The 22,630-nt window shown below is 61.1% G+C and carries 20 protein-coding genes and 3 pseudogenes; 13 read left to right on the top strand and 10 right to left on the bottom strand.

Annotation, left to right across the window (positions count from 1 at the left end; genetic code table 11):
• Positions 1-202: 202 nt before the first annotated feature.
• Positions 203-1,513 carry a tyrosine-type recombinase/integrase gene (locus FJ434_RS20445; RefSeq protein ID WP_246678373.1) on the bottom strand — a complete coding sequence of 437 codons (1,311 nt, stop codon included), beginning with the start codon at positions 1,511-1,513 and terminating at the stop codon, positions 203-205.
• 575 nt (positions 1,514-2,088) lie between these two features.
• Here FJ434_RS20445 and FJ434_RS29880 point away from each other — a divergent pair.
• From FJ434_RS29880 to FJ434_RS20385, 13 genes and pseudogenes are all read left to right on the top strand, one after another.
• A complete protein-coding gene (locus FJ434_RS29880; RefSeq protein ID WP_181166072.1) occupies positions 2,089-2,247 on the top strand; it encodes a hypothetical protein in 159 nt (52 codons plus the stop codon).
• A gap of 216 nt (positions 2,248-2,463) precedes the next feature.
• Positions 2,464-3,732, top strand: a complete 1,269-nt coding sequence (locus tag FJ434_RS20440) for a glycosyl hydrolase family 8 (RefSeq protein ID WP_246678374.1) — start codon at positions 2,464-2,466, stop codon at positions 3,730-3,732.
• Between the two features lie 92 nt (positions 3,733-3,824).
• Positions 3,825-4,040 (top strand): annotated as a pseudogene (locus tag FJ434_RS20435) (flavin reductase); the annotation flags it as partial.
• Positions 4,041-4,044: 4 nt separating this feature from the next.
• Positions 4,045-4,253, top strand: a pseudogene (locus FJ434_RS20430) (IS3 family transposase); the annotation flags it as partial.
• Between the two features lie 203 nt (positions 4,254-4,456).
• On the top strand, positions 4,457-5,470 hold the full coding sequence (locus tag FJ434_RS20425; RefSeq protein ID WP_140717786.1) for a LacI family DNA-binding transcriptional regulator: 1,014 nt from the start codon (positions 4,457-4,459) through the stop codon (positions 5,468-5,470).
• 145 nt (positions 5,471-5,615) lie between these two features.
• Positions 5,616-7,265 (top strand): ABC transporter substrate-binding protein, encoded by a 1,650-nt coding sequence (locus tag FJ434_RS20420; protein ID WP_140751641.1) that lies wholly within the window; start codon positions 5,616-5,618, stop codon positions 7,263-7,265.
• Positions 7,266-7,297: 32 nt separating this feature from the next.
• Entirely contained in the window at positions 7,298-8,281 is a 984-nt protein-coding gene (locus FJ434_RS20415) for an ABC transporter permease (protein WP_140717784.1), read from the top strand.
• Positions 8,278-9,168: an ABC transporter permease gene (locus FJ434_RS20410; protein ID WP_246678375.1), complete on the top strand. Its 891-nt coding sequence runs from the start codon at positions 8,278-8,280 to the stop codon at positions 9,166-9,168. The genes FJ434_RS20415 and FJ434_RS20410 overlap by 4 nt, the downstream gene beginning before the upstream one ends.
• A complete protein-coding gene (locus tag FJ434_RS20405) occupies positions 9,165-9,980 on the top strand; it encodes an ABC transporter ATP-binding protein (RefSeq protein WP_140717802.1) in 816 nt (271 codons plus the stop codon). Before FJ434_RS20410 ends, FJ434_RS20405 begins: the two co-directional genes overlap by 4 nt.
• Positions 9,977-10,912, top strand: a complete 936-nt coding sequence (locus FJ434_RS20400; RefSeq protein ID WP_140717780.1) for an ATP-binding cassette domain-containing protein — start codon at positions 9,977-9,979, stop codon at positions 10,910-10,912. Before FJ434_RS20405 ends, FJ434_RS20400 begins: the two co-directional genes overlap by 4 nt.
• A gap of 94 nt (positions 10,913-11,006) precedes the next feature.
• Positions 11,007-11,468 carry a RidA family protein gene (locus FJ434_RS20395; RefSeq protein ID WP_140751643.1) on the top strand — a complete coding sequence of 154 codons (462 nt, stop codon included), beginning with the start codon at positions 11,007-11,009 and terminating at the stop codon, positions 11,466-11,468.
• Between the two features lie 15 nt (positions 11,469-11,483).
• Positions 11,484-12,683: an aminotransferase class V-fold PLP-dependent enzyme gene (locus FJ434_RS20390; protein ID WP_140717776.1), complete on the top strand. Its 1,200-nt coding sequence runs from the start codon at positions 11,484-11,486 to the stop codon at positions 12,681-12,683.
• Positions 12,684-13,010: 327 nt separating this feature from the next.
• Positions 13,011-13,229: pseudogene (locus FJ434_RS20385) on the top strand (ArdC-like ssDNA-binding domain-containing protein); the annotation flags it as partial.
• Between the two features lie 72 nt (positions 13,230-13,301).
• Here FJ434_RS20385 and FJ434_RS20380 read toward each other — a convergent pair.
• The 9 genes from FJ434_RS20380 to FJ434_RS20340 all read right to left on the bottom strand — a co-directional run bounded on the left by FJ434_RS20380 (position 13,302) and on the right by FJ434_RS20340 (position 22,574).
• On the bottom strand, positions 13,302-14,102 hold the full coding sequence (locus FJ434_RS20380; protein WP_246672953.1) for an IclR family transcriptional regulator: 801 nt from the start codon (positions 14,100-14,102) through the stop codon (positions 13,302-13,304).
• A gap of 75 nt (positions 14,103-14,177) precedes the next feature.
• Positions 14,178-15,377, bottom strand: coding sequence for an aminotransferase class V-fold PLP-dependent enzyme (locus tag FJ434_RS20375; RefSeq protein ID WP_140751514.1), 1,200 nt, complete (start codon positions 15,375-15,377; stop codon positions 14,178-14,180).
• A gap of 25 nt (positions 15,378-15,402) precedes the next feature.
• The gene (locus tag FJ434_RS20370; protein ID WP_140717771.1) at positions 15,403-15,894 is read right to left on the bottom strand and encodes a RidA family protein; all 492 of its coding nucleotides are present in this window, start codon (positions 15,892-15,894) and stop codon (positions 15,403-15,405) included.
• 15 nt (positions 15,895-15,909) lie between these two features.
• The gene (locus tag FJ434_RS20365) at positions 15,910-16,905 is read right to left on the bottom strand and encodes an oligopeptide/dipeptide ABC transporter ATP-binding protein (RefSeq protein ID WP_140751516.1); all 996 of its coding nucleotides are present in this window, start codon (positions 16,903-16,905) and stop codon (positions 15,910-15,912) included.
• Positions 16,902-17,909 carry an ABC transporter ATP-binding protein gene (locus FJ434_RS20360; protein WP_210242192.1) on the bottom strand — a complete coding sequence of 336 codons (1,008 nt, stop codon included), beginning with the start codon at positions 17,907-17,909 and terminating at the stop codon, positions 16,902-16,904. The genes FJ434_RS20365 and FJ434_RS20360 overlap by 4 nt, the downstream gene beginning before the upstream one ends.
• Before the next feature lie 8 nt (positions 17,910-17,917).
• Positions 17,918-19,135: an amidohydrolase/deacetylase family metallohydrolase gene (locus FJ434_RS20355; protein WP_140751518.1), complete on the bottom strand. Its 1,218-nt coding sequence runs from the start codon at positions 19,133-19,135 to the stop codon at positions 17,918-17,920.
• Positions 19,135-19,998 (bottom strand): ABC transporter permease, encoded by an 864-nt coding sequence (locus FJ434_RS20350; protein WP_140751520.1) that lies wholly within the window; start codon positions 19,996-19,998, stop codon positions 19,135-19,137. Before FJ434_RS20350 ends, FJ434_RS20355 begins: the two co-directional genes overlap by 1 nt.
• Positions 19,998-20,939, bottom strand: coding sequence for an ABC transporter permease (locus tag FJ434_RS20345; protein ID WP_140751522.1), 942 nt, complete (start codon positions 20,937-20,939; stop codon positions 19,998-20,000). The genes FJ434_RS20350 and FJ434_RS20345 overlap by 1 nt, the downstream gene beginning before the upstream one ends.
• A 105-nt stretch (positions 20,940-21,044) precedes the next feature.
• A complete protein-coding gene (locus tag FJ434_RS20340; protein WP_140751524.1) occupies positions 21,045-22,574 on the bottom strand; it encodes an ABC transporter substrate-binding protein in 1,530 nt (509 codons plus the stop codon).
• Positions 22,575-22,630: the final 56 nt, after the last annotated feature.

Here is a 22,630-nt window from a genome sequence, read left to right as displayed (position 1 = left end):
ACTCCAAAACCCCTTCGGGCCAAAAGTGTTACCCATGTCTCCGGTATAAACCGTAACCTATGTGTCCGGAACGGACCTTGTTGTTTCTGGTCGGAGTGGCAGGATTTGAACCTGCGACCCCCTCGTCCCGAACGGGCGGGTTGGCCAGCAAAAGCCCGGATTTCCGCCATTTCTCATGGCGTCTGAAGGCCAATGTTCACGTTTATTTCCGGTATATCTGTGGGGTAACTGTGGGGTAGGCGGAAATGTTCTCTTTCTGTGCCGCGCGCATCCTGACTGTGTTTTTGGGTATGTTTGGCAAGCGTGACTTGGAGACGATTGCCTCGGCGGCTTGGGCCTGAAAATCGGGGTGGTGATGACCATAAGTCTGAATGAGCACTTGGACGCTCATGCCCAGGTATCCGGCCGCCGCCCAGGGGTCGGACCCCCGCTGCATCAGCCAGGTCGCGGCCGTGTGGCGGAACACGTGCGGGGTGATGTCGGTGCGGAAGACGCGCCGGACGCTACCGTGCGGTGTCGCAACCTCCTCATACCAGCCCAGTCCGGCCGCCTCGACCACCGAGCGGAAGGCCTTCTTGATCGACTGCACCGGTTTGCCGTTCCACTCAACCACGTAGTCATGGGCGATCATGCGGCCAATTCTGGCGCTTTTTCCTCGGCCCTTGGTCTTGATTTCCAGCGGTGTGCTCGCCCAGCGGCGCACATGTGCCACGAGGCGATCAGGCAACCTGACGGGCGGTTGACGCTTCTTGGTCTCGCGGCGACCGCTGGCGCGGCGGTAGAAAACGCCGCGTTCGATATCCACATGCCCCGCGCCTTCTGTTCGCCGGACGGCCGCGCCGCAGATCGCGGCGGAGCGCGTGCCAGTATAGAGAGCGACCAAGATGAAGCGCGCGACGTGGCATGCGGTGCGACGATCGCTTGGCCTTCCCTTCCACGACTGGCGCATGCGCCATGCAGCGCGAAGCAGGGCGGCTGCCTCGTCGCGGGTCAGCCAGCGGTCGCGCGGTGCTGCTTTCGCGGGCAGCACAATTGCTGGCGCAGAAGTTGCGTAGCCTTCGCGGTGATAATTGTTCAGCGCCGCTCGCAAATCCTCCAACTGACGCCTTGCGGCCGCGCCGTTGCCGTGTGCCCTGGCGTAATCGCGGCACATTTTTCCATCGATGTCGCCGATCTTTGTGTCGCCAAACCACGTTAGGACAACGATCAGCCGGTCGGCGGTTTCTTTCGGCTTCGCGTGCGAAGGCGCGACGTCGGTAAGGTATACGTTTACGGCGTCAGCTACCGGGACCGTGGCGGGATCACGACCGCGCTCGCGGGCCGGCCGGTATTTTTCCGTGATGTGACTGGCGAGACGCTTTTCAGCGCGTTCGCGGTCGCGAGTGCCGCCACAAGCGCTGATGAAGGTTGCGCCATCGCGGATGAACCAGCCGGCTCCGCTGCGCAGCTTTCCGTCCGCTCTTCTGCTTTCGGCGCGCCAGACGAGGCGCGCCCCTTTCGACGTCCGCGGCATAGCTCTCTCATTTTTGCGATCGCTGCCAAAGTGACGTATTCCTTGCCTGCGATCAACTCTGTCTGAAGACGGTCAGCATCTCGCTCTTTTCGCAGACCTGCCGCACTCATAGAGCCGTCCGGAAAGGCGATTTCGGCAGCTATGTTGAGTCGTAGGGGCGTATGGTCGTCCAACTGCTCTGAAATGCTCATTGCTTGCCTTTCGGGAGACATTGGAGAAGAACCTGAACGTCATCGCATAGGGCTTACTTAAGCGATCATCCGATTGGAATGTACGGATCCAAGGGCGATGTGTGAATGACATCAGATCTATTCTGCGGTGATTGGGACACTCTGGCGTAGAAAACGGCGGTGCGCACATAACCATCGTCAATCTCAGATCGGATGAGTATTCGCTCGAATGTGAATATATCGGCTGCGTCGCAGCCAAAAAGTTGGGTCGGCGACAAGGGACTCGAAGGAGCGCAAATATTGCGGCCGACTATCATCAGACAAGAGAGTGAGAGTTTGGATGAGCTTCCGTGACGGGCTGATAGCTGGGAGAGTGGCTCCCGGCGCCCGTCATGGAGACGACCCATGACGGTCTTTCAGACGCTGTTCCATAGCAGAACCAGACTATTACCCCCGATGATTCCCCCGCAAGAGAAAGTCGACGATATTGTCGTCATCGTCGCCGGGCAGATCCGCGAACGCGGCCTCCAGTTTGAGGCGATCAGTATTTATGGTTATTGGTGATGTTGCGTTGATATTTGGCGTTGTCCGGGATCGACGGCATATCATTCCCATTTCAATTGTTTAGACTGGACCTAACGCAGCGCCGGGGGACTGCTTCGTTGCCGGCATGTCATCAAAGGCGACTCGGTGGATTCTGGACGGCGCAGATGCAGACAGTCGCATCTCGCCATCGACGCGCTGCTCTCATGCGGGGGCACACCAAAAGTGGAGATAATCATGCGGTTCATGCATCTTACAGCGGCAGTTGGCACCTTGGCGATGGCAGGCGCAACGGTGCCCTCCGTGAGAGCAGCTGATTTCGCCCCTGTCCCTTACGTATCGGGCACCATCAAGCCAAATCACCGGAGCCAGACCGAACTCGACAAGGCGCTGGTCGATTTTTACAGGGCCTGGAAGTCGGTCTATGTGGTTCAGGACTGCGGGCCCGGACGCTATTTCGTCAAGGTGGATGCCGATCACAAACCGGTGGCGGGCGGAACTGCAGCGGGCACGATCACAGTTTCGGAGGCGCATGGCTATGGCATGCTGATCACCGCGATGATGGCGGGCGCCGACCCGCACGCGCAAAAGATCTTTGATGGCATGGTGCTGTATTTCAGGGACCATCCGGCCCGCAGCGACGCAAACCTCCTGGCCTGGAACCAGGTGGCCGGGTGCGAAAATGCAGGAGATGACGTCGGCGGCGACAATACTGCCACGGACGGCGACCTCGATATCGGCTACGCCCTGCTTTTGGCCGACGCGACGTGGGGCAGCGACGGAGCCATCGACTACCGCGCCGAGGCCGACAAGGTGATGACTGCCATCTTGAAGCACGAGGTCGATCCGACGTCCGACTTTCTGTTGATCGGCGACTGGGCCGGCAGGGGCGATGACGCTACCTATGCCGCCACGACACGCTCGTCCGACTTCATGATGTCCCACCTGGCCGCCTTTGCACAGGCGTCTGGCGACCCGCGTTGGCTTAGTGTTCGCGATCGCACCTATACCATAATCAATGCCGTGCGCGCGGGCTTTAGCCTGCGGACCGGCCTGATGCCGGACTTCATCGTCGGCCTGCCCCAATCTCCCGCACCCGCGCCGTCGGGCTTTATCGAGGGCGAAAGCGACGGCGATTACTCGTGGAATGCCGGACGTTACCCCTGGAGGATCGGCCTCGACTATCTGCTCAATGGGGACCAACGGGCGCTGAACGCCGTCCGGCCGCTCAATGCCTGGGCCCGGCGGGCCACCGGGGGCGTTCCGCAGGAATTCGCCGATACCTATCGCGTGGATGGGAGCGTCCCGCCGGGGCACGGCAAGAATTCAATGGCCTTCGTCTCCTTGTTGGGAGTATCGGCAATGGCCGAGCCAGGCAACCAGCGGTGGCTTAACGCCATCTGGGACACGGTGACGGACAAGACTGTGTCGGATGAAGACTATTTCGGCAATACACTCAAGCTCCTGGCTATGATCTCGATGTCTGGCCACTGGGCCAGGCCCTAGGTTTCGTTCAGCCCCGGCGCGCTGACAAAGAACAGCGGCGCGTTGCTGGTCGCGGCTCCAGCGCTTTGGTCACACCAACAGGAGATCCTCCTATGAAGGAACTACCCGCTTCTCATGCCTATCGGCTGGTGGAACCTGGCCCCATCGTTCTCGTTGCGACAGCTCATGCTGGCAAGCCAAATGTCATGACGATGGGTTTCCATATGGTGGTCCAGCACAACCCGCCCATCTTGGGTTGCATCGTTGGTCCTTGGGATCACAGCTTCAAGGCTTTGCGCGCGACAGGCGAATGCGTGATTGCGATTCCGACCGTCGGGCAACGTCTGGAACAATGCTGCGATGGAGAGCTTCTTCTCCTCGCTGAAAACCGAGCGGACCGCCCCGCAAGGTCTACAGGAGGGACGACGCCAGGGCCGACGTCTTCGATTACGTCGAGCGCTTCTACCAACCCTCGGCGACGGCACTCGACACTGGGATATATGAGCCCCCTCGAGTCCGAGGAGAAAGCTATGCTACCTTAACCTGGTGTCCGAAAAACCGGCAGCAGGCCAGGGAGTCGGTCTCTCGCGTAGGCGTCCCACGTATCCGATCGCTGGCCCAGAGGCTCGTCGCGATAGGCATGAGCAACCAAAGCGCAAATTCAGCGGCTGAACAATAGGGGCTTGACTTGATGTAACCAATAGCTCTTAAATGGGGGAACGTTCCCCTATGAGGCTTTTGTGCCGTGGCTGCGACAATTATCGACGTTTCAAAGCGGGCCAAGGTGTCGAAGTCGACTGTCTCTCGTTACCTCACAGGCCGTGGTTACGTGTCCGACAGCACAAGGGAGATAGTAGAGGCGGCCATCCGGGATCTGGGCTATCGCCCCAACGAAACGGCGCGCGGACTGCAGTCTAGTCGAAGCAACATTATTGGCGGAGTCGTTACCAACCTGACAAGCTCGTATTACGCGCGACTGGTGAGCGGAATACAGCAGGCATGCCGGTTTGCTGGTAAGGGGCTGCTGCTTGGAAGCGGCTTTGGTTACCCGCAGCAAGAGGAGCGGGCGACGCTGGATATGGTTGGTCGATCCTGCGACGGCCTGCTACTGAATCTCGAGTTCCCGCTTAGCGCCAGCGCGCGCGATATCCTGGAAAAGAGCGGGATTCCGGTGGTTCTAGTTGGATCTAGCGAGGGCGCCAGCGCCGCAGGCTCGGTGACGCTCGACAATACAGGCGGAGCAAAGGAGGCGATGAGGGTTCTTCTGCGCGCCGGGCATTGTCGTATTGTTCATATTGGCGGCATTCCAACCCATCACGATACGCATGCCCGCGTCGCGGGGGTCGCGCTCGCTTTGGCCGAATTTGGCCTGTCGTTGGACGACATAACAATAGAGTACGACAGCTTCACGGAAGAACATGGGTATAACTCGGTGAAGCGGCTGATCGCTCAGGGCCTGGACTTCACAGCTGTCTTTGCTGGCGACGATGAGATTGCTGCCGGCGCGATCGCAGCGCTCAAAGAGAGTGGGAAGCTAATACCTGAGGATGTCTCAGTCATCGGCTTCGATGATAGCTTTCACGCTCGTCACTTGGCACCAGCACTAACAACAGTCCGATTGCCGATCGACACCGTTGGGGAGCTGGCAGTTCAGATGCTCCTCGAGGTTATCGAAGGTGCACCACCTGCCGCCACCCACCTCGTGGTACCTGCCAAACTAATACAGCGCAATTCGGTGGCCAACGCGAGGGTCGCCTAGAATTCCGGCACGTAATGCCAAACGTCGTTCAGGTAAGGGAACGTTCCCACATGGCAACACAAAGAGGAGGAGGAAATAGAGCATGAAGAGAGATACCAAAGTTGGTGCGCAAGGCACCGAGCTGTCTCGTAGGACATTCCTGGCAATGACAGGGACACTGGCGCTAGGCGGTGGTGGTTTGCTGTCGAAATCTGCCAGCGCTGCAGCCGGAAATGCGCTTACGGTTCACATCGAGGAGCAGACCGGTTGGGTTAGAAACTTCAATCCGTTCGACGCGGCAGGGCGGCGGGCGAGCACTACTGACTTCATCTATGAGCCGCTGGTCATCTTCAATCAATTCGACGGCGGCAAACCGGTATTCCGCCTGGCGACCGCCTTCAGCTTCTCCGATGACCTTCTCGCACTTATCTTCACTATTCGCGACGGGGTGAAGTGGTCCGATGGGCAACCGCTCACGGCAGAGGATGTCGTTTACTCGCTTGAGCTTGCTCTCAACAATGCCGCGCTCGATCTAGTTGGTCTGAAGACAGCAGTTTCGGGGGTGGAACTGGTCGGCAGCTCTGACGTGAGGCTTACACTCAAGGCGATCAACTCGCTGCTTCCCGAAGCGCTGGGTGGCTTCTCCGTGGTTCCCAAGCACATCTGGAAGGACATTGTGGATCCTGCGACGTTCGCCAACGAAACGCCGGTGGGCTCTGGTCCGATGACCGAGATTCTGCGCTTTACCCCGCAGCTCTACGAACAGGCCCGCAACCCGCACTATTGGGATGCGGCCTCGCTCAAGGTCGACGTCATGAGGTTCCCACAGATTTCGGGCAACGATCAGATGCTTGCGGCACTGCCGACTGCCGGCCTCGATTGGTTTGGGTCGTTCCTGCCCGACATCGACAAGACCTTTGTCGCTCTCGATCCCGTGCACAATGCCTATTGGCAGCCGCCGGGCGACACCGTGTCGTTCGACGTGAACTGGAAGGCCACGAACCCGGGCAACGACGAAGCCTTCACCGACCTGAATTTCCGCCACGCATTCAGTTTGACGCTGGACCGAAAGTCCATGGTCGATATTGCGGGCTTTGGTTACCCTACTGCTAATAGCAGTGCGACGGGCCTTCCGCCGACGTTTGAGAGCTGGCGGAACGCCGATGTCGGAAAGGATGCCGACAAGTGGGTGACGTTCGATCTGGACGGTGCCAACAAGGCGTTCGATGCCGCGGGTTACGACAAGCGAGATGCCGAAGGGTTCCGGCTGACCAAGAGCGGCAAGCCCATCAAGTTCGCCATCATCGTTCCGACCGGATGGACGGACTGGATCGACGACGCGCAGATCGCAATCGAAGGCCTGCGCAAGGCCGGCATAAACGCCGACGTCGCGACGCCGCCGTTTACGCAATATGTCCAGCAGCTCCTCGATGGCAGCTACGACGTTGCCATGCATGCCCGGCCTGACGGTGCGACCCCCTTTGATGCCTACTACGGGGCTTATTCGAGCGACCTCGTTGGCAAGACGCGGCACAGTGGGTCGCGCTATGCTAACCCGAAGCTGGACAGCCTGTTTGCCGACTTCCGCGGAACTGCGGATGATGCGAAACGGCACGCCATCTTCAATGAGATCCAGGTCGTGATCGCCAATGATTTCCCTGTCATTCCGGCGTTCAACAATCCTATCTGGTACCAGTACTGCACCAAGCGCTTTTCCGGCTTCGTCAGCAAGGACACGCCGACGATGAATCCGGAAAATCACGACAACAACCACATGCGGCTGATGCACCTGCTGCAGCTGTCGCCGGTCGCCTAGAGCTAGTGTCGTTAGTTAGGATCATCGGGTCGATGCAGGCATTTCTTCGGCGGGCAGGCACGTATTGCATTGCACTTGTGATCGCGATTGCAGTGAATTTTGTGTTGCCCCGCCTGATGCCGGGAAGTCCGGTCGACTCGATGATAGCCCAGCTTGGGCAGCGGGCAACACCCGAGGTCGTTGCGGCTTTGCGTGCCAGGTTCGGCCAGATCGATCAGCCTCTCTGGGTCCAGTTCGGAAGTTACCTCAAAGGCCTTGCGACCTTCGATCTCGGAGTGTCCACGAACTATTATCCGATGACGGTCCTGGACGTGCTCGCCCGGCCGCTGATCTGGACGTCGTTTTTGATCACCACGACGGTCGTGTTCTCCTTCGCGATGGGAACGGTTCTGGGGGCGATGTCAGCATGGCGCCGCGGCGGCAAGACAGACTCGATCCTCTCACCGCTGGCCTTCGTCGTGAATGCCGTGCCTCCGGTGGTTTTCGCGCTGACGACCCTGTTCGTTTTCGGTGTCCTCTACCGCCTGGCTCCAGTGAGCTATGCTTATGACCCGAATCTCGATCCGGGGCTGAACGCAACCTTCCTCCTTAGTGTCGCGGCCCATGCCGCGCTGCCGGTGTTGAGCCTTGCGCCATATCTGATCGCCAGCTTCCAGAGCACGATGCGGTCGTCGATGATTTCTGTTCTGAACGAGGACTACGTGACGCTTGGGCGGGCCAAGGGCCTCTCGAACGCCGCCGTGATGTACAGCTACGGCGTCAGAAACGCCATGCTCCCGATGCTCACACATCTGGCGCTCATGTTGGGCGCCATATTCGGTGGATCGATCGTTGTCGAAGTCGTTTTCAACTACCCGGGTCTTGGGCTGACTCTCTTCACGGCAACTCTCGCCCACGACTATCCAGTGATCCAGGGCCAGCTGATGTTGATGACGGTGATAACATTGGGAGCCAACCTGCTGGTGGACATCATCTATGGCCTCGTTGATCCGCGTCTAAAAGGAGCATCACGTTGAGTTTTCTGTTTCACCAGAAGAAGGTCGTCGTCGGCGCCGCTATTCTCCTCGTCCTGGCCACGTTGGCGATCTTTGCACCGCTTATCGCGCCATACAGCCCCGAATACCGCGTGGCCCGCTCTCATCAGGCGCCGTCCTTCGAGCACTTCATGGGAACCACAAAAATGGGGCGCGACGTTTTCAGCCAGTTTGTCTGGGGCGCGCGGTCGACATTGTCTGTCGGCGTCGCCGCCGGGGTTGCGATCACAATGCTCGGCACGGTCGTCGGGCTGATCGGCGGCTATATGGGCGGTCGAGTCGATCGCGGTCTCGATCTGTTGACCAACGCCGTTCTCGTCATACCGAACCTGCCGCTGCTCATCTTCCTCGCGGCATTCGCAGGCACCGTTGGGCCAAGCGTGATCATCGTCATCATAACGCTGACGTCGTGGCCCTGGGGCGCCCGCCTGACCCGTTCTCAAACCCTGGCGATCAAGAATCGGGAGTTCGTCCTTGCGGCGCGAATGGTTGGGGAGTCGAAGCTCCGGGTGGCGTTGGTCGAGATATTGCCGAACCTGTTGCCGCTGATCGGAATCAACTTCGTCGGCAGCATTATCTTCGCGATTGTGACGCAGACGACACTTGAGTACCTGGGATTTGGAGACCCCCTCCACGTGACGTGGGGGACAATGCTCTACAATGCGCAGAACTCCTCGGCGATCCTGGTTGGGGCGTGGTGGGATGTTGCCGCCCCTTGCGCCGGCGTGGTGCTCGTCGGTCTGAGTCTCGCCTTGATCAATTTCACCCTTGACGAGATTGCCAATCCCCAGCTTCGGTCCGGGCCAGCTCTGAGCCGATGGTTGCGATGGACCCGGCTGCGGACCAGGGCGCTGCAGGTGCGGCGCTGATGGAGCCTCTGCTCGACATTAGAAATCTGAGCGTCGATTACCTGCTCGATCGCGGGAGCTTCAAAGCGGTCAAGTCGGTCAGCCTTAGCATTTCACGCGGCGAGATCTTGGGGCTGGCGGGTGAATCGGGGTGCGGCAAGAGCACAATCGCTTATGCAATCGCCCGGCTGTCGAAACCGCCCGCCTGGATCGCGGAAGGTCAAATCCTCCTCGAGGGGAGCGATCTGCTGCAACTGACAGAATCTCAGATACAGAAAGTGCGCTGGCGTCGAATTGGCATGGTATTCCAAAATGCGATGAACTCGCTCAATCCTCTCATGCGGATTGAGGGCCAGTTCCACGATGTTCTGCACCGACACCTTAACGCGTCTCGCGCTCAATCGCGGGAGATTGCAGCAAGCATGCTTCGTCTTGTCGGTATCGCCCCCGACCGACTTTCTGATTATCCACATCAGTTCAGTGGTGGGATGCGGCAGCGGATCGTCATTGCGATCTGTCTGGCACTCAATCCGGACCTCATAATCATGGATGAGCCAACCACGGCGCTCGATGTCGTCGTGCAACGGGAAATCCTGGAGCAGGTAGCGGAACTGCAAAAGGAACGGGGTTTCTCGATCCTGTTCATTACGCACGATCTCCATCTGATGGCGCAGATTTGCCACCGCATGGCGGTCATGCTGCGCGGAGAGGTGGTGGAGCTCGGCGACGTCGACCAGATGGTGAATAGCCCACGTCACAGCTACACAAAAGCGTTGTGGAACGCCGTACCAAGATTGCCTGCGGGTCGCGCGGAGACGGGGGCGTTCTCATGACCATATTTGATATCTCGTCGCACGCTGTCACGGACGGCCGGCCGCCGGTCGTGCAGGTGAGGAATGTAACCAAGAGCTTTGGATCGTTCGATGCACTGCGCGGGGTGTCCTTTGATCTAAGGGCGGGCCGCGGGTTGGCGCTGGTGGGGGAGTCAGGTTGCGGGAAATCCACTTGCGCGAACATTATTGCACGGACCATTTCGCCGACCAGCGGAGAGGTTCTGTTGGACGGCGCACAGATCCCATCATCGTTGGACGCGAAGAGTGAGAAAGCCTTTCGAAAGAAGGTTCAGATGATCTTCCAGGACCCGTTTGCATCGCTGAACCCGGCCTTTACCGTGCGCTATCAGATTTCGCGCGCCCTCAAGATACACGGCTTCGGTGGGAACGGCGCAGAACGACATGCACGGCTGCTGGAGTTGCTCGATTGGGTAGGTCTGGACGGCGAGACAACAGCGTCGAAATATCCGCACCAGCTGTCGGGAGGGCAGCGGCAGCGCGTGAATATCGCTCGTGCATTAGCAGTGCAGCCGGAGGTGCTGCTGGCCGATGAACCCACATCAATGCTCGATGTCTCCATCCGGCTAGACATCCTCGAGCTCTTGACGCGGGTAAAGCGCGAGCGCCAAGTGGCTTTGCTCTACATCACTCATGACATCGCCACAGCCTATCAGGTTGCCGAGAACATCGTGGTGATGTTCGCGGGCCAAATGGTTGAGTGGGGCAGCTCACTCACGGTTCTGTCAGATCCGCGCCATCCCTACACCAAGCTCATGCTTTCTGCTGTCCCCGAACCGGCAAAGCGCTTTCAGGTCGGTGGAAGCGCAGCCTTCTTAAGCGAAGCCAGCCGGATCCGGGCGATCAGTCGTCCATACTCAGAGGATGTCGTTACAATCGGAAATGATCACTTCGTGCGAAACATCGCAGCATGAATAGGGGGCCATTCTTGTCGCTCCTGGGCCGCCTTGATCTCGTCGGATGTTCCAACGGTCTATCGCACATGGCCAAGATTCACGGGGCATGCTGATGTCCTATCTGGAGCAGCTAAGAGCGCTCGGTTTGGATCTCCTGCCGGTGCCGACGCCGAGCGGAAATTTCCGCAATGTCATTCGGATTGGAAAGCTAGTCTATGTATCGGGGCAGGGCCCTCGCGAGGTCGATGGCTACCTGCACTGCGGCAAGGTCGGTCGTGATGTACTGACGCAAGATGCATACCAGCATGCTCATCTTGTCGGTCTCAATATCCTGTCTGTTCTTGCGGACGCTCTGGGCGATCTTGGTCGGGTCGGGCGTGTTGTCAAACTGCAAGGATTTGTAAACGCAGACTCCGATTTTACGGAGCATCCCGCTGTGGTCAACGGCTGCTCGGATCTCTTTATTGGGGTCTTTGGAGATAACGGTCATCACGCCCGATCCGCTGTTGGCGTGGCCTCGTTGCCGAACAACATTACAGTCGAGATCGAAGCGATTTTCGAATTACGCCATTAGAAGGGGCCACGAGTGATGCTGTCGGATATCAACGAGCGGCTGTCGATCCGGGAGCGGCTGGGGCTGCGGCCAATCATAAATGTGTCGGGCACGATGACTGCATTGGGCGCCTCCATCATGGTGCCGGAAGCGATCCAGGCCATGGCTGAGATTGCTCCGGAATTTGTAGAAATCGACGATCTGCAGCGGAAGGCGAGCGACGTGATTGCCCGCCTTACAGGCGCCGAGTGCGGCTTTGTCACCGCTTCGGCGGCCGCCGGCATCGTCATGACAGTCGCCGGAGCAATGACGGGTCAGCGATTGCTTGCCATCGAACGTTTGCCCCTCGACACCGCAGGCCTACGAACTGAAGTCATCGTGCAGTGGGGGCACGTGGTTGGCTACGGCAATTCCATTGATCAAGCCATACGCCTGTGCGGCGGCAAGCCGGTACTGGCCGGGGCCGTAAGCTCCACTCAACCTTACCAGGTGGAGGAGGCCATCAACGAACATACCGCAGCAGGCATCTACGTGGTGGCCCATTCGACCATCGCCTACGGTATGCTCGCGCTCGCCGACTTTGCCGCCATCTGCCACGCCAAAAGTGTTCCGGTGATCGTGGACGCAGCATCCGAGTACGACTTGCGGTATTTCCTTGCCCAGGGCGCAGATGCCGTCATCTACTCGGGTCACAAGTTCCTCGGTGGCCCCACCACTGGTGTGGTTGCAGGGAGGACGGACCTGATACGTGCTGCCTATCTTCAAAATCACGGAGTGGGTCGGGGCATGAAGGTCGGAAAGGAGAGCATTGCTGGGGTCATGGCGGCACTTGAGGCGTGGGCCGTACGAGACCATGAGGCAATCAGAGCCCGCGAGCGCGCGGTGCTCGAACTGTGGCTGGCGTCTTTCAAAGAATTAAGAGGGATTGAAGCCCGTCTGGTGCCGGATCCCACGGGCAATCCTCTCGACCGCTTGGAAATCGGGGTGAAACCCGCCAGCGGATACTCGGCCGCGGGCCTAGCGATAGCGCTGGCGTCGTGCTCGCCCCCGATAATGGTGCGAGCTCACCAAGCCGAACTCGGCATTTTCTTCCTAGACCCGTGCAATCTGCATCCCGGCGAGGAACAGATTGTCGCCGATCGACTAGTTTCGCTTATCGACAGGCCTAGCTCAACCGCTGATGTAAAAGGCAGCCCAGAGAACTCGCCGGCTGGGAATCTCCGATGGCCCGACTAGGAACGAGCTGCGATTTCCAACGAGTATGTCGAGGCACCGATGTTCAATAACCGCTTCAGGCTCCAGCCGCAGAATCTGTTGATAAGGCGCGCTACCCCCGTCGGTCGCCGATCTCCACACGGTTCTGAAATCCTGACTTACGCATTTGCTCCTCTTCAGTTTCGCGGGGGAAGGCCTTCCCCTGCGGCCGATCCAAGATCTCGGCCGACCCTTATCTAGCGGGGAGACCGCGCAATGCCCCTAGAGTGCGGACCGAATTTGCCTGACGGGTTGAGAGCTGGAGGAGAGGCCTCCGGCGCCCGTCGCGGAGAGCTCCGATGTCCAGACATCACCGCCAAGCCTCGCGCCGGCACCGACCGGGCGAGGCTCTATGACGATATCACCGACAAGATCATGGCCGACCTGGAGGCCGGTCGCGTGCCCTGGGTGCAACCCTGGGGAACGGCGGCGGCGAAGGCGCCGCTCGCCATGCCGAGGAACGCCGCCACGGGCCGGCACTATTCGGGCATCAACGTGCTGCTCCTCTGGGGCGCCGCGGTCGAGTACTTAGTCCAGGTCGAGGCGCGGTTGCCAGCAATGACGGACGCGCGTGGAATGCCGATCGGTCGCCGTTGTTGGTCACCTTACACTGCGCCAGCCTAACCGGGATTCGATGCGCCTGGCGCTAGCTTTGACCAGATGGACCAGATCCGGGTTCTTCTGTTTCAGCTTGATATCGGGAACCACGATAGAGATCGTCGCCCTGCAAGCCCCCTCGCCGTCGCATATGGGGGCGGCGATGCAGGCCACAGAGAAGTCGGATTCACCGGCCTGAATCGAGAGGCGTTGTTCGAGCGCCGCGGCGGCCGTGCTCGCCAGCACCTTGTCATCCGTTTCGGCTCGGCCGGTCGGGGAAGCCGTTGCGGAGCGCGCAAAAATGGCGCGGCGTTCCTCTTCCGGCAAGTGGCCGACCAGCATGCGGCCCGAGGCGGTCCAGTTAAGGGGGCTGCGAGTGCCTACGCGCGAGGTCACCTGGAAGTGGTCCTTGCCCTCCTTCATGGCGAGCACCACCATGTGATCGCCATCGCGCCCGCAAATCTGGATGGTCTCGCCCGAGCTCTGGGCGAGCTCGTGCATCTCCTGGTTCGCGACGTTGAGCAGATCAAGGGTGCGCGCATAGGTCAAACCATAGTGGTAGAGGCGAGGCCCGAGCCACAGGAGGCCGTCCTGCCGGTCGAGCAACTCCTTCTCCACAAGGTCCTCAACGATCACATAGATGGTCGACAGCGGCGCGCCTATGTCGCGGGCGATCTCGTAGGCGGTCGCCGGTCGCTCCACCTTCTGCAGACAATCGAGGATCTGCAGCGCCCGGTCGATGCCGCTGGTGCGCGAGCGGCGCGGCTCAGGCGCCGCAATTGGCGCCGCTTCGATTTGGGCCACTATTCTGGTCATTGGTTCGGACATCTTTCTCAAGGCGAGTGTAGAACGGGATGGCCGTTTGCGATACCTGATATATCAATCCGGCCATTTCAGGATTGCCGCTTCCCGTGCGCGCAGGCGCTCCTCAAAGGACGTGGCGGCCATCACGTTCGACTTGCGCGCCTGATCCAGTCCCACGGCCAGCCGCTTTGCCACGACAAGCTCCTCACCCGGATGCAGATTGCAGGGGTCGAGGAAGAAATAGCCGTGCTCGACCTCATGGTCGCGCACGATGACCGGAGGGTCCCCGGCAGCCAGGCGGTCGGCCAGATCCCAGGCGGCAATGCGGGCTTCAGCAGGGTTGACCGAAACTTTCAGGCGATCGAGCGGATTTTTGGTCGGATCCGGGGCGATCTCGGCGATTATACCCGGTCGGCCATCGAGTGCCTCGACCCAGCAGTCGAGCGCCTTGCGTTCGCGGGCGCGGATGCCGTCATGGTCACGTGTTTTCCATGCCTGAAGTGCCGCCACAGCGCCGACGATGCCTTCCTTGCCCACCTTCATGCCGCGGCCAATGCCGCGATTTTGCAGATAGACGTCGCGCACCCTTGCCTTGGATCCGGCAACGATGCCCGAGGTCGGGCCGCCGAGAAACTTGTGACCGGAATAAAGAACCAGGTCGGCTCCATCGGCCAGGAAGCCCTCCAGGTCGTATTCCGACGCCGCATCGACGATCACCGGTACGTTGCGCGCATGGGCCACTTCGGCGAAAATCTTCAAGGGGATTTGCGCGTAGCCCACCACGTGGTGTGACACGACGTAGACGGCTGCCGCAGTGTTTTCGGTAAGAGCGCCGGCGAGTTGATAGGCCGCGGCACTTGTCGCCTGCCCGACCGGCACGACCTTGGCTCCGGCAATGCGGATCGCCTGCTCGATGGGCGCGCCGTAGCTCACCATATGGCCGGACTGGATGACCACCTCGTCCTTCAGCCCGGCCGTGTCGGGCAGTCGTTCGATCGCGACCAGATCAGGTCCGGTCATGCAGGCTGCCACCGCCAGGCTGATCGCCGCCGAGCAGGACGCCGTGACAAAGCCGGCTTCGGCGCCGGTCAGATCGGCGATAACGGTGCTGGCGCAACGTTGTAAGTCACCCATTTCGACGAATTCGGTCAGGATCGCCGCCACTGCTTCGACGGCATGCGGCACCACGATGGAAGCGCCGAGCCCAGTCATCGTGCCGGAAACATTGATGACCGGTCTCAAGCCAAGGCGGCGACGAATTTCCTCAATCGGCATGGCGGTGGTGCTCCTTAGTGGGAAGTCAATCGATGGCGATGATGGCCTCGATCTCGACGGTGATTTGGCCAGGCAGCGAACCGTGCCCGACGGCCGAACGTGCGTGAATTCCGGCCGGACCGAAGACGTCGATGAAAAGATCCGAGCAGCCATTGATCACGGCAGGATGGTCGGCGAAATCGGGCACGGCATTGACCATGCCGAGCAGTTTCACCACACGCCGCACACGGCTCAAGTCGTGGAGCGCGGATCGCATCACGGCAAGCAGGTTGATGCCGGTCAGCCGTGCATGTGCATAGGCCTGCTCCACCGTCACGTTGCCGCCGACCTTGCCGGTGTGCTGCATGCCGTCAGCCTCGATCGGCCCCTGACCGGACAGGAACAGAAGCTTGCCTTCCTGAACGTGGGTGACAAAATTGGCGATTGGAGGTGGTGCCTGGGGCAGGGTGATGCCCAGCGCCTTCAGCCGGTCATTGGGCGAGTTTTCCGATCGCTTCATCGGCTCGGAAAAAGTCATGTAAGCGAGCTCCAGTCAGTCATTTCTTTGGTCGTGGCGAATGCAGGCCACATGATGTCCGCCGCCGATAGGCGAAACCGGCGGGATGACCGCGGCGCAGGCTTCGATCGCTTCCGGACAGCGAGTGCGAAAGACACAGCCCGATGGCGGATCAATCGGGCTGGGAATATCGCCCAAGAGCGGGACCCGAACGCGCATGCGCGTTGGATCCGGCACCGGTGCGGTTGCCAGTAACGCCCTGGTGTAGGGATGCCGTGGCGCCGCATAGACCAGCCTGCTTGGACCGCGCTCCATCACCCGGCCGAGATACATGACGACGACTTCGTCGCACAAATATTCAACCACCGACAGGTCATGCGCGATGAACAGCAGCGTCAGGCCAAGCCGCTTTTGCAGATCGCCAATCAGGTTGAGCACTTGCGCCTGCACTGAGACGTCAAGCGCCGAAACCGGCTCGTCGGCAACAATGAATTCTGGTTCCACCGCAAGTGCCCGGGCAATGCCGATCCGTTGACGCTGGCCACCTGAAAATTCGTGCGGGTAGCGAGAGGCATGATCGGGTGAGAGGCCGACAAGGGCAAGAAGCTCGGCAATGCGGTCCTGCCGCGCCTTGCCACGCAAATAGCCGCGCGCGTCGAGAGCTTCGCCGAGTATCGCGCTGACACGCAGGCGCGGATTGAGGCTGGAGAACGGGTCCTGAAAGACGATCTGCAGCTTTTGCCGATAGGCGCGCATCTCGCGTGCCGACAGCGAGAAGAGATCGACGCCATTGAACAGGGCCTTGCCGCCGGTCGGCTCGACCAGTCGCAGGATGGCGCGACCGGCGGTGGTCTTGCCGGATCCGGATTCACCGACCAGACCGACCGTCGAGCCGCGCTTGACCTCGAAACTGACGTCCTCCACGGCGTGCACGACACGGCCGTCGCGCGCGGGAAACCGCTTCGTCAGTGCCTGGACGCTGAGCAGGGGGGCTGCTTGTGTCGTGTCGTTGGTTTCAGCGTCGGCAATCATAGTTCGGCGCTCCGGATGCAGCGGGAGAACCCTGCCGAGCCCGCCGGCATCAGCGGTGGCGGGGCGGCCCGGCACGGGGCGATTGCGTAATCGCAGCGCGGCTCGAAGGCGCAGCCGGGCGGCAGGGCGGTGATCGCCGGCACGCTGCCGGGGATGGAGTAGAGTATTTTGCGCTCGCCGGCCGCATCGACGTCGCGCGCTGCATTGGGAGTGCAGGCAAGCAGGCCGCGCGTATAGGGATGGCGCTGATGCGCGAACAGATCGTTGACGGGCGCCTGCTCGACGACGCGGCCGGCATACATGACCACGACATTGTGCGCGATCTCGGCGACCACACCGAGATTGTGAGTGATGAACAGGATCGACATCCCGATCTGCTGCTGCAGCCGTCGCAAGAGATCAAGAATTTGAGCCTGGATCGTCACGTCGAGCGCCGTCGTCGGCTCATCGGCGATCAGCAGCGAAGGATTGCAGGCAAGCGCCATCGCGATCATCACGCGCTGGCGCATGCCTCCTGACATCTGGTGCGGATAATCATCGAGACGCGATGCGGCGTCGGGAATTTCCACATGCCGCAGCATCTCCAGCGCCCGCTTGCGCGCTTCCTGCCGGCCGACCGGTTCATGCAGCGCGATCATCTCGCCGATCTGGTCGCCGACGCTATAGAGCGGGTTGAGGCTGGTCATCGGCTCCTGGAAGATCATCGCGACCTCCTTGCCGCGGATGCGGCGGAAATCCTTCGCGGTGAAGCCTGCGAGATCGTCGACTTTGCCGGCTCGGTTGCGAAACAGGATTTTGCCGCCGGCAATACGGCCCGGCTTCGACAGCAGCCCCATGATCGACAGGCTGGTGACCGATTTTCCCGAACCGGATTCGCCGACCACGGCCAGCGTCTCGCCGCGCTTCAGGTCGAAGGTGACGCCGTCGACCGCCTTGGCGGTGACGCGCCGGGTCACGAACCAGGCCTTGAGGTCCTGGACCGACAGGATCGTGTTCTGGGCCAGCGCCTCGCTCAAGCTTTCCATCCGCAATGAGGACAAGCGCCGTCGCCGGCATGCGCCGATGGCACGTGCCGGTGGGCTTCTATCGCATTCGCTCCCAGGATCGCGTAGCGCGGTTCGAACAACTGGTTGAGCACGCTCGTCGCACCCTGGGAGTCTTTCACCGTCAGTTCGGCATCGACCAGTTCGAACAATGTGAATTCCGCCGGCTTGCCCTTTTCCAGCAAGCTGTCGGCTGGCAGTCGGATGGCCCGGCGTGGTGCCACAGTCGATGCCGTCACTACGTCCTCGAACGCCATGCCCAGCGACAGCAGTTTCGACATGGTCGTCGCCATGTCCCAGACGGAACCGTCGAGCGAGCGGTTGTGCAGATCGGTGGAAATTGTCTTCGGCGGCAGGCCGCGTTCCAGCGCCGCCTTGGCGACATCGAAGGAGAAGGATGCGCCGCCATGGCCGACGTCGAGCACGACGCCGCGAGCGGCCGCGTCCTCGGCCAGGCGGTAGAGATCGTCATCTTCGAGGATCGAACCGCCGGCCTTGCCGTTGAAGCAATGGGTGACGATGTCGCCCTCGGTCAGCAGGCCGAGAATGTCGTCATAGAGCGGCGGCGGCTCGCCGACATGCACCATGACAGGCAGCTTGACGATGCGGCCCAGCTTCTTGGCCAGCCTGACCGGCGTCAGGTCCCAACCGCCGGTGATGACGTGGCTTGCCCGCACCTTCAAGCCCACGATGACGTCGCGATTGGCCTCGATGGTGGCGATGGTGCGATCGATGTCGATCGAACGCATGTCGATCAGCTCGCTCACCCGGTTGCAGGCGACGAGGCCGATCGAGCCGATGTTGAGGAAGGCGTAGATGTTCTCTTGCGCCGGCTCGACGATGAATTCGCGAAAGCCATGGAAATTGGCCTCCCCGGCGGAACCGGCATCGACCATGGAGGTGACGCCGCGCGCCGCCCCGCATTGTTGCGGCCGGATCGAAATGTCGGTGCCGCCATACCAGACATGGACATGCAGGTCCGTCCAGCCCGGCGACAGGAAGGCGCCGTTCGCCTCCACCACCTTGACGTCGTCGCCGACGGCGATCCTCGAGCCGATCTCCGCGATGCGACCATCCTTGTCGACAAGCACGTCGATGGCGGGACCGAAACGATCGCCGAAGGCGACCGGCCTGGCGCCCTTAATCAGCAATGGCTGTTTGGCTGCGGGAAAATTGTTGCCGAACATCAGATGTCCTTTGCCAGACGGGGATCGAGAAGGTCGCGCAGGCCGTCGCCGACCAGTTGCAGCGCCAGCACCGTGATGACGATGGCAGCGCCCGGGAACATCATGATCCAGCCGGCCTGGTCCATGTACTGGCGGCCGACCGCAATCATGGTGCCCCAGGTCGGGATATCGGGAGAGATGCCGACGCCGAGGAACGACAGGCCGGCTTCGGCCAGGATGGTGTTGGCGAAGATGAAGGTGCCCTGCACCAGGATGGGCGAGGTGACGTTGCGCAGCACGTGACGCACTAGGATGACCGGCGTCGGCACGCCGAGCGCGCGTGCCGCCTCGACATAGGGCAGTTCGCGGATCACCAGCGTCGAGGCCCGCACGACGCGGGCCAGCCTCGGTGCATAGACGATGCCAAGCGCCACGACGACGTTGATTGGCGTGGCGCCGAGTGCCGCCACCAGGGCAATGGCGAGCAGGACGTCGGGAAAAGCCATCATGGCGTCGATCAGCCGCGAGACCGGCGTGTCGAGTTTGCGGAAGAAGCCGGCCGTCAAGCCGAGCACAATGCCGACCACACCGGAGAAGACGACCACTGCGAAGCCGACCGAGAGCGAGGTGCGGGCGGCATAGAGCATGCGCGTGAACACGTCGCGGCCGAGATCGTCGGTGCCGAACAGATGCTGGAGATCAGGCGCATGCAGCCGCGCGGCGATCGAAAGTTTTGTCGGCGAATAGGGTGCGATCACGGGCGCCAGGATCGCCATCACGGCGATGATGACCAGAACGGCCAGCCCGGCCGCCGCCGTCGGGCGGCCGAGCAGCTGCGACAAAAGGTTCGGCTCCTGCTGCAGCGGGGTGGCGATCGCGGCCATCAGTAGCGCACCCGCGGATCGATGAGGATATAGAGCATGTCGATGACGAAATTGACCAGCACATAGAGCCCGGCGATGACCAGCAGCGCGCCCTGGATGACCGGATAGTCGCGCCGCAGCACCGCCGAGACGACCAGGCTGCCGACCCCCGGCAGGCCGAACACGGTCTCGGTGACGACGGCGCCGGAAATCAGCAGCGCCGCCGTCAAGCCGATCACCGTGAGGATGGGGATCAGCGCGTTCTTCAGCGCGTGTTTCAGCACCACGCGCCATTCGCTCATGCCCTTGGAGCGGGCGGTGCGCACATAGTCGTCACTGAGGACGTCCAGCATCGAGGCGCGGGTGAAACGCGTGATCAAGGCCGAGCTGACCAGCCCCAGCGCCAGCGCCGGCAGCACCAGATGAGCGATGCGGTCACCAAAGGAGGCGCCGGGACCGCCATAGCCCGACGTGTCGAACCAGCCGAGCCTGACGGCGAAGAACTGGATGAACAGCAGGCCGAGCCAGAAGCTCGGCACGCTGGCTGCGAACATGGCGATGATCGTTGCCGCCTGGTCGAACAGCGAGCCGCGCCTATAGGCAGAAAGGATGCCGACGGGCAGCGCGATCACGGTGGCGATCAGCAGCGAGAAGACGGTGAGAAAGAAGGTCGGTTCGGCGCGCTGCGCAAGTGCCGCGGTGACCGGTTCGTTGAGGAAGATCGACTGGCCGAAATCGCCCTGCACGACACCGACGATGTAGCGCCAGAACTGCTCGGGGATCGAGCCGTTGAGCCCGAGTCTGGAACGAAGTGCCGCGATGTCGGCGGCGGTGGCGTCGGGGCCGAGCATGACAGCGGCCGGGTCGCCCGGCGTCACCCGCACGATGACGAAGACGATGGTGGCGACCAGGGCCATCACCACGATCATGCCGAGAAGCCTGTTGAGAACCGAGCGCAGCATATGTGTTGATATCTCCTGTCCTGGCGGGCGGCCGGATCGCGGCCCCGCCCGGATCATGCCTGGTTGCCTTTCCCGCAAGCATAGCGGGAAAGGCAGGGGTTGGGCCTATTTGTCGTCGAGGTAGGCGTTCCAGAAATAGGGCCAGGGTGCCGGCGTGACGCCCTTGAGGTTCGGCGCTTCGGCGGCGAGCGCGTTGAAGTCGCCGACCTTGTAGATCGGCGCTTCGTCGTAGATCACCTTCTGCACATCCTCATAGAGCTTGGCGCGCTTGGCCGGGTCGCTCTCGGAGTTGAAGGCGTCGAGCACCTTGTGCTTGGCGTCGCTCGACCACCAGCCCGGCGTGTTATCCGACATGAAGCCGTTGAGCGACGGCTCGGCCAGGAACGGGCTATGGGTGATGTAGATGTCCCATAGCGCCGGATCCGTGCGGTTCTTCGTCAGCGTCGCCCATTCGACGACGTCGAGTTCGACCTTGAAGCCGGCCTGTTCCAGATAGGCCTGCGCCACCTGCGCCATCTTGTAGTGGAATTCATACTGGCGGCTGGTCAGGATGCGCAGTGGCTTGCCGTCGTAACCGGCGTCCTTGAGCAGTGCGGCGGCTTTCTCGGTGTCGCCGTCGGGCTTGTAGGCCTCGGTGCCGACGTCCGAGTGCCAGATGAAGCTCTCCGGGTACATGGCGCCGTCGACGGCAAAGAAGTCTTTGGAACCGAAGGCAGCAAGCAGCATATCGCTTGGGGCCAGCGCGGCCTGGATCGCCCTGCGGATACGGATGTCGGAATTCAGCCCCTGTTTGGTGTTCATCACGAACACCGGCCAGCCGAACGGCTTCAGGATAAGCGGCTTGGTCTTGCCGGCGGAAACCTTGTCGTAGGATTCAACCGGAAGTGAATCGACATAGGCGAACTGGCCGGCGACGGCGCCCTCGACGCGCGTGTTGGCATCGGGCACCGGCACGAAGCGCATCTCGTCCAGATATTGCTTCCTTGCCCCGCCATAGCCGTTCGGTTCCCCGCCGCGCGACTTGTAGCCGTCGAAGCGGGTGAGCTGGATGAACTGGTCGGGCTTGCGCTCCTTGAGCATGTAAGGCCCGGTTCCGATGAATTTGGTCAGCGGATCCTCGCCGGCGTTTTCGGAGGGGATGATGATCGCGGCGGCGTTGTTCAGCGAGAGCAGCGACAGCAGCGGCGCATAGGGTTTCTTCAGCGTGATCTTGACCGTGTCGTCGTCGACCGCGTCGATGGCGCTGATCACTTCCGCCGCCTGCTTGCCGCGTGTCGCCACCTTCATCCATCGGTTCAACGAGGCCAGGACGTCGGCCGAATTCATGTCGGAACCGTCGTGAAACTTCACGCCGGTTCTGAGCGCGATCGTGTAGGTCAGGCCATCAGGCGAAATCTTTGGCATGTCGGCGGCCAGAAGGGGCGTGATGCCCCATTTGCTGTCGAAAGTGTAGAGCGTCTCGTAGATGTGCTGGGTGATGATGCCGACCAGATCGGCGGTCGATGCCATAGGATCGAGCGTCGGCGGTTCGCCGATCGTGGCAACGTCGATCACGCCTCCCTTCTGCGGTTCAGCCCAGGCCAGCGCCGGCAATAATGCGGCGAGCGAGGCGACGACTTGCAATAAGCGCTTCATCCGTTCTCCTCTTGGTTCCATTTTTATGGAATATATAGCTTAGTTACGAACTAAGC

This window comes from Mesorhizobium sp. B2-5-13 (assembly GCF_006440535.1).
Lineage (GTDB): Bacteria > Pseudomonadota > Alphaproteobacteria > Rhizobiales > Rhizobiaceae > Mesorhizobium > Mesorhizobium salmacidum.
This window is presented reverse-complemented; position numbering and strand designations above follow the sequence as displayed.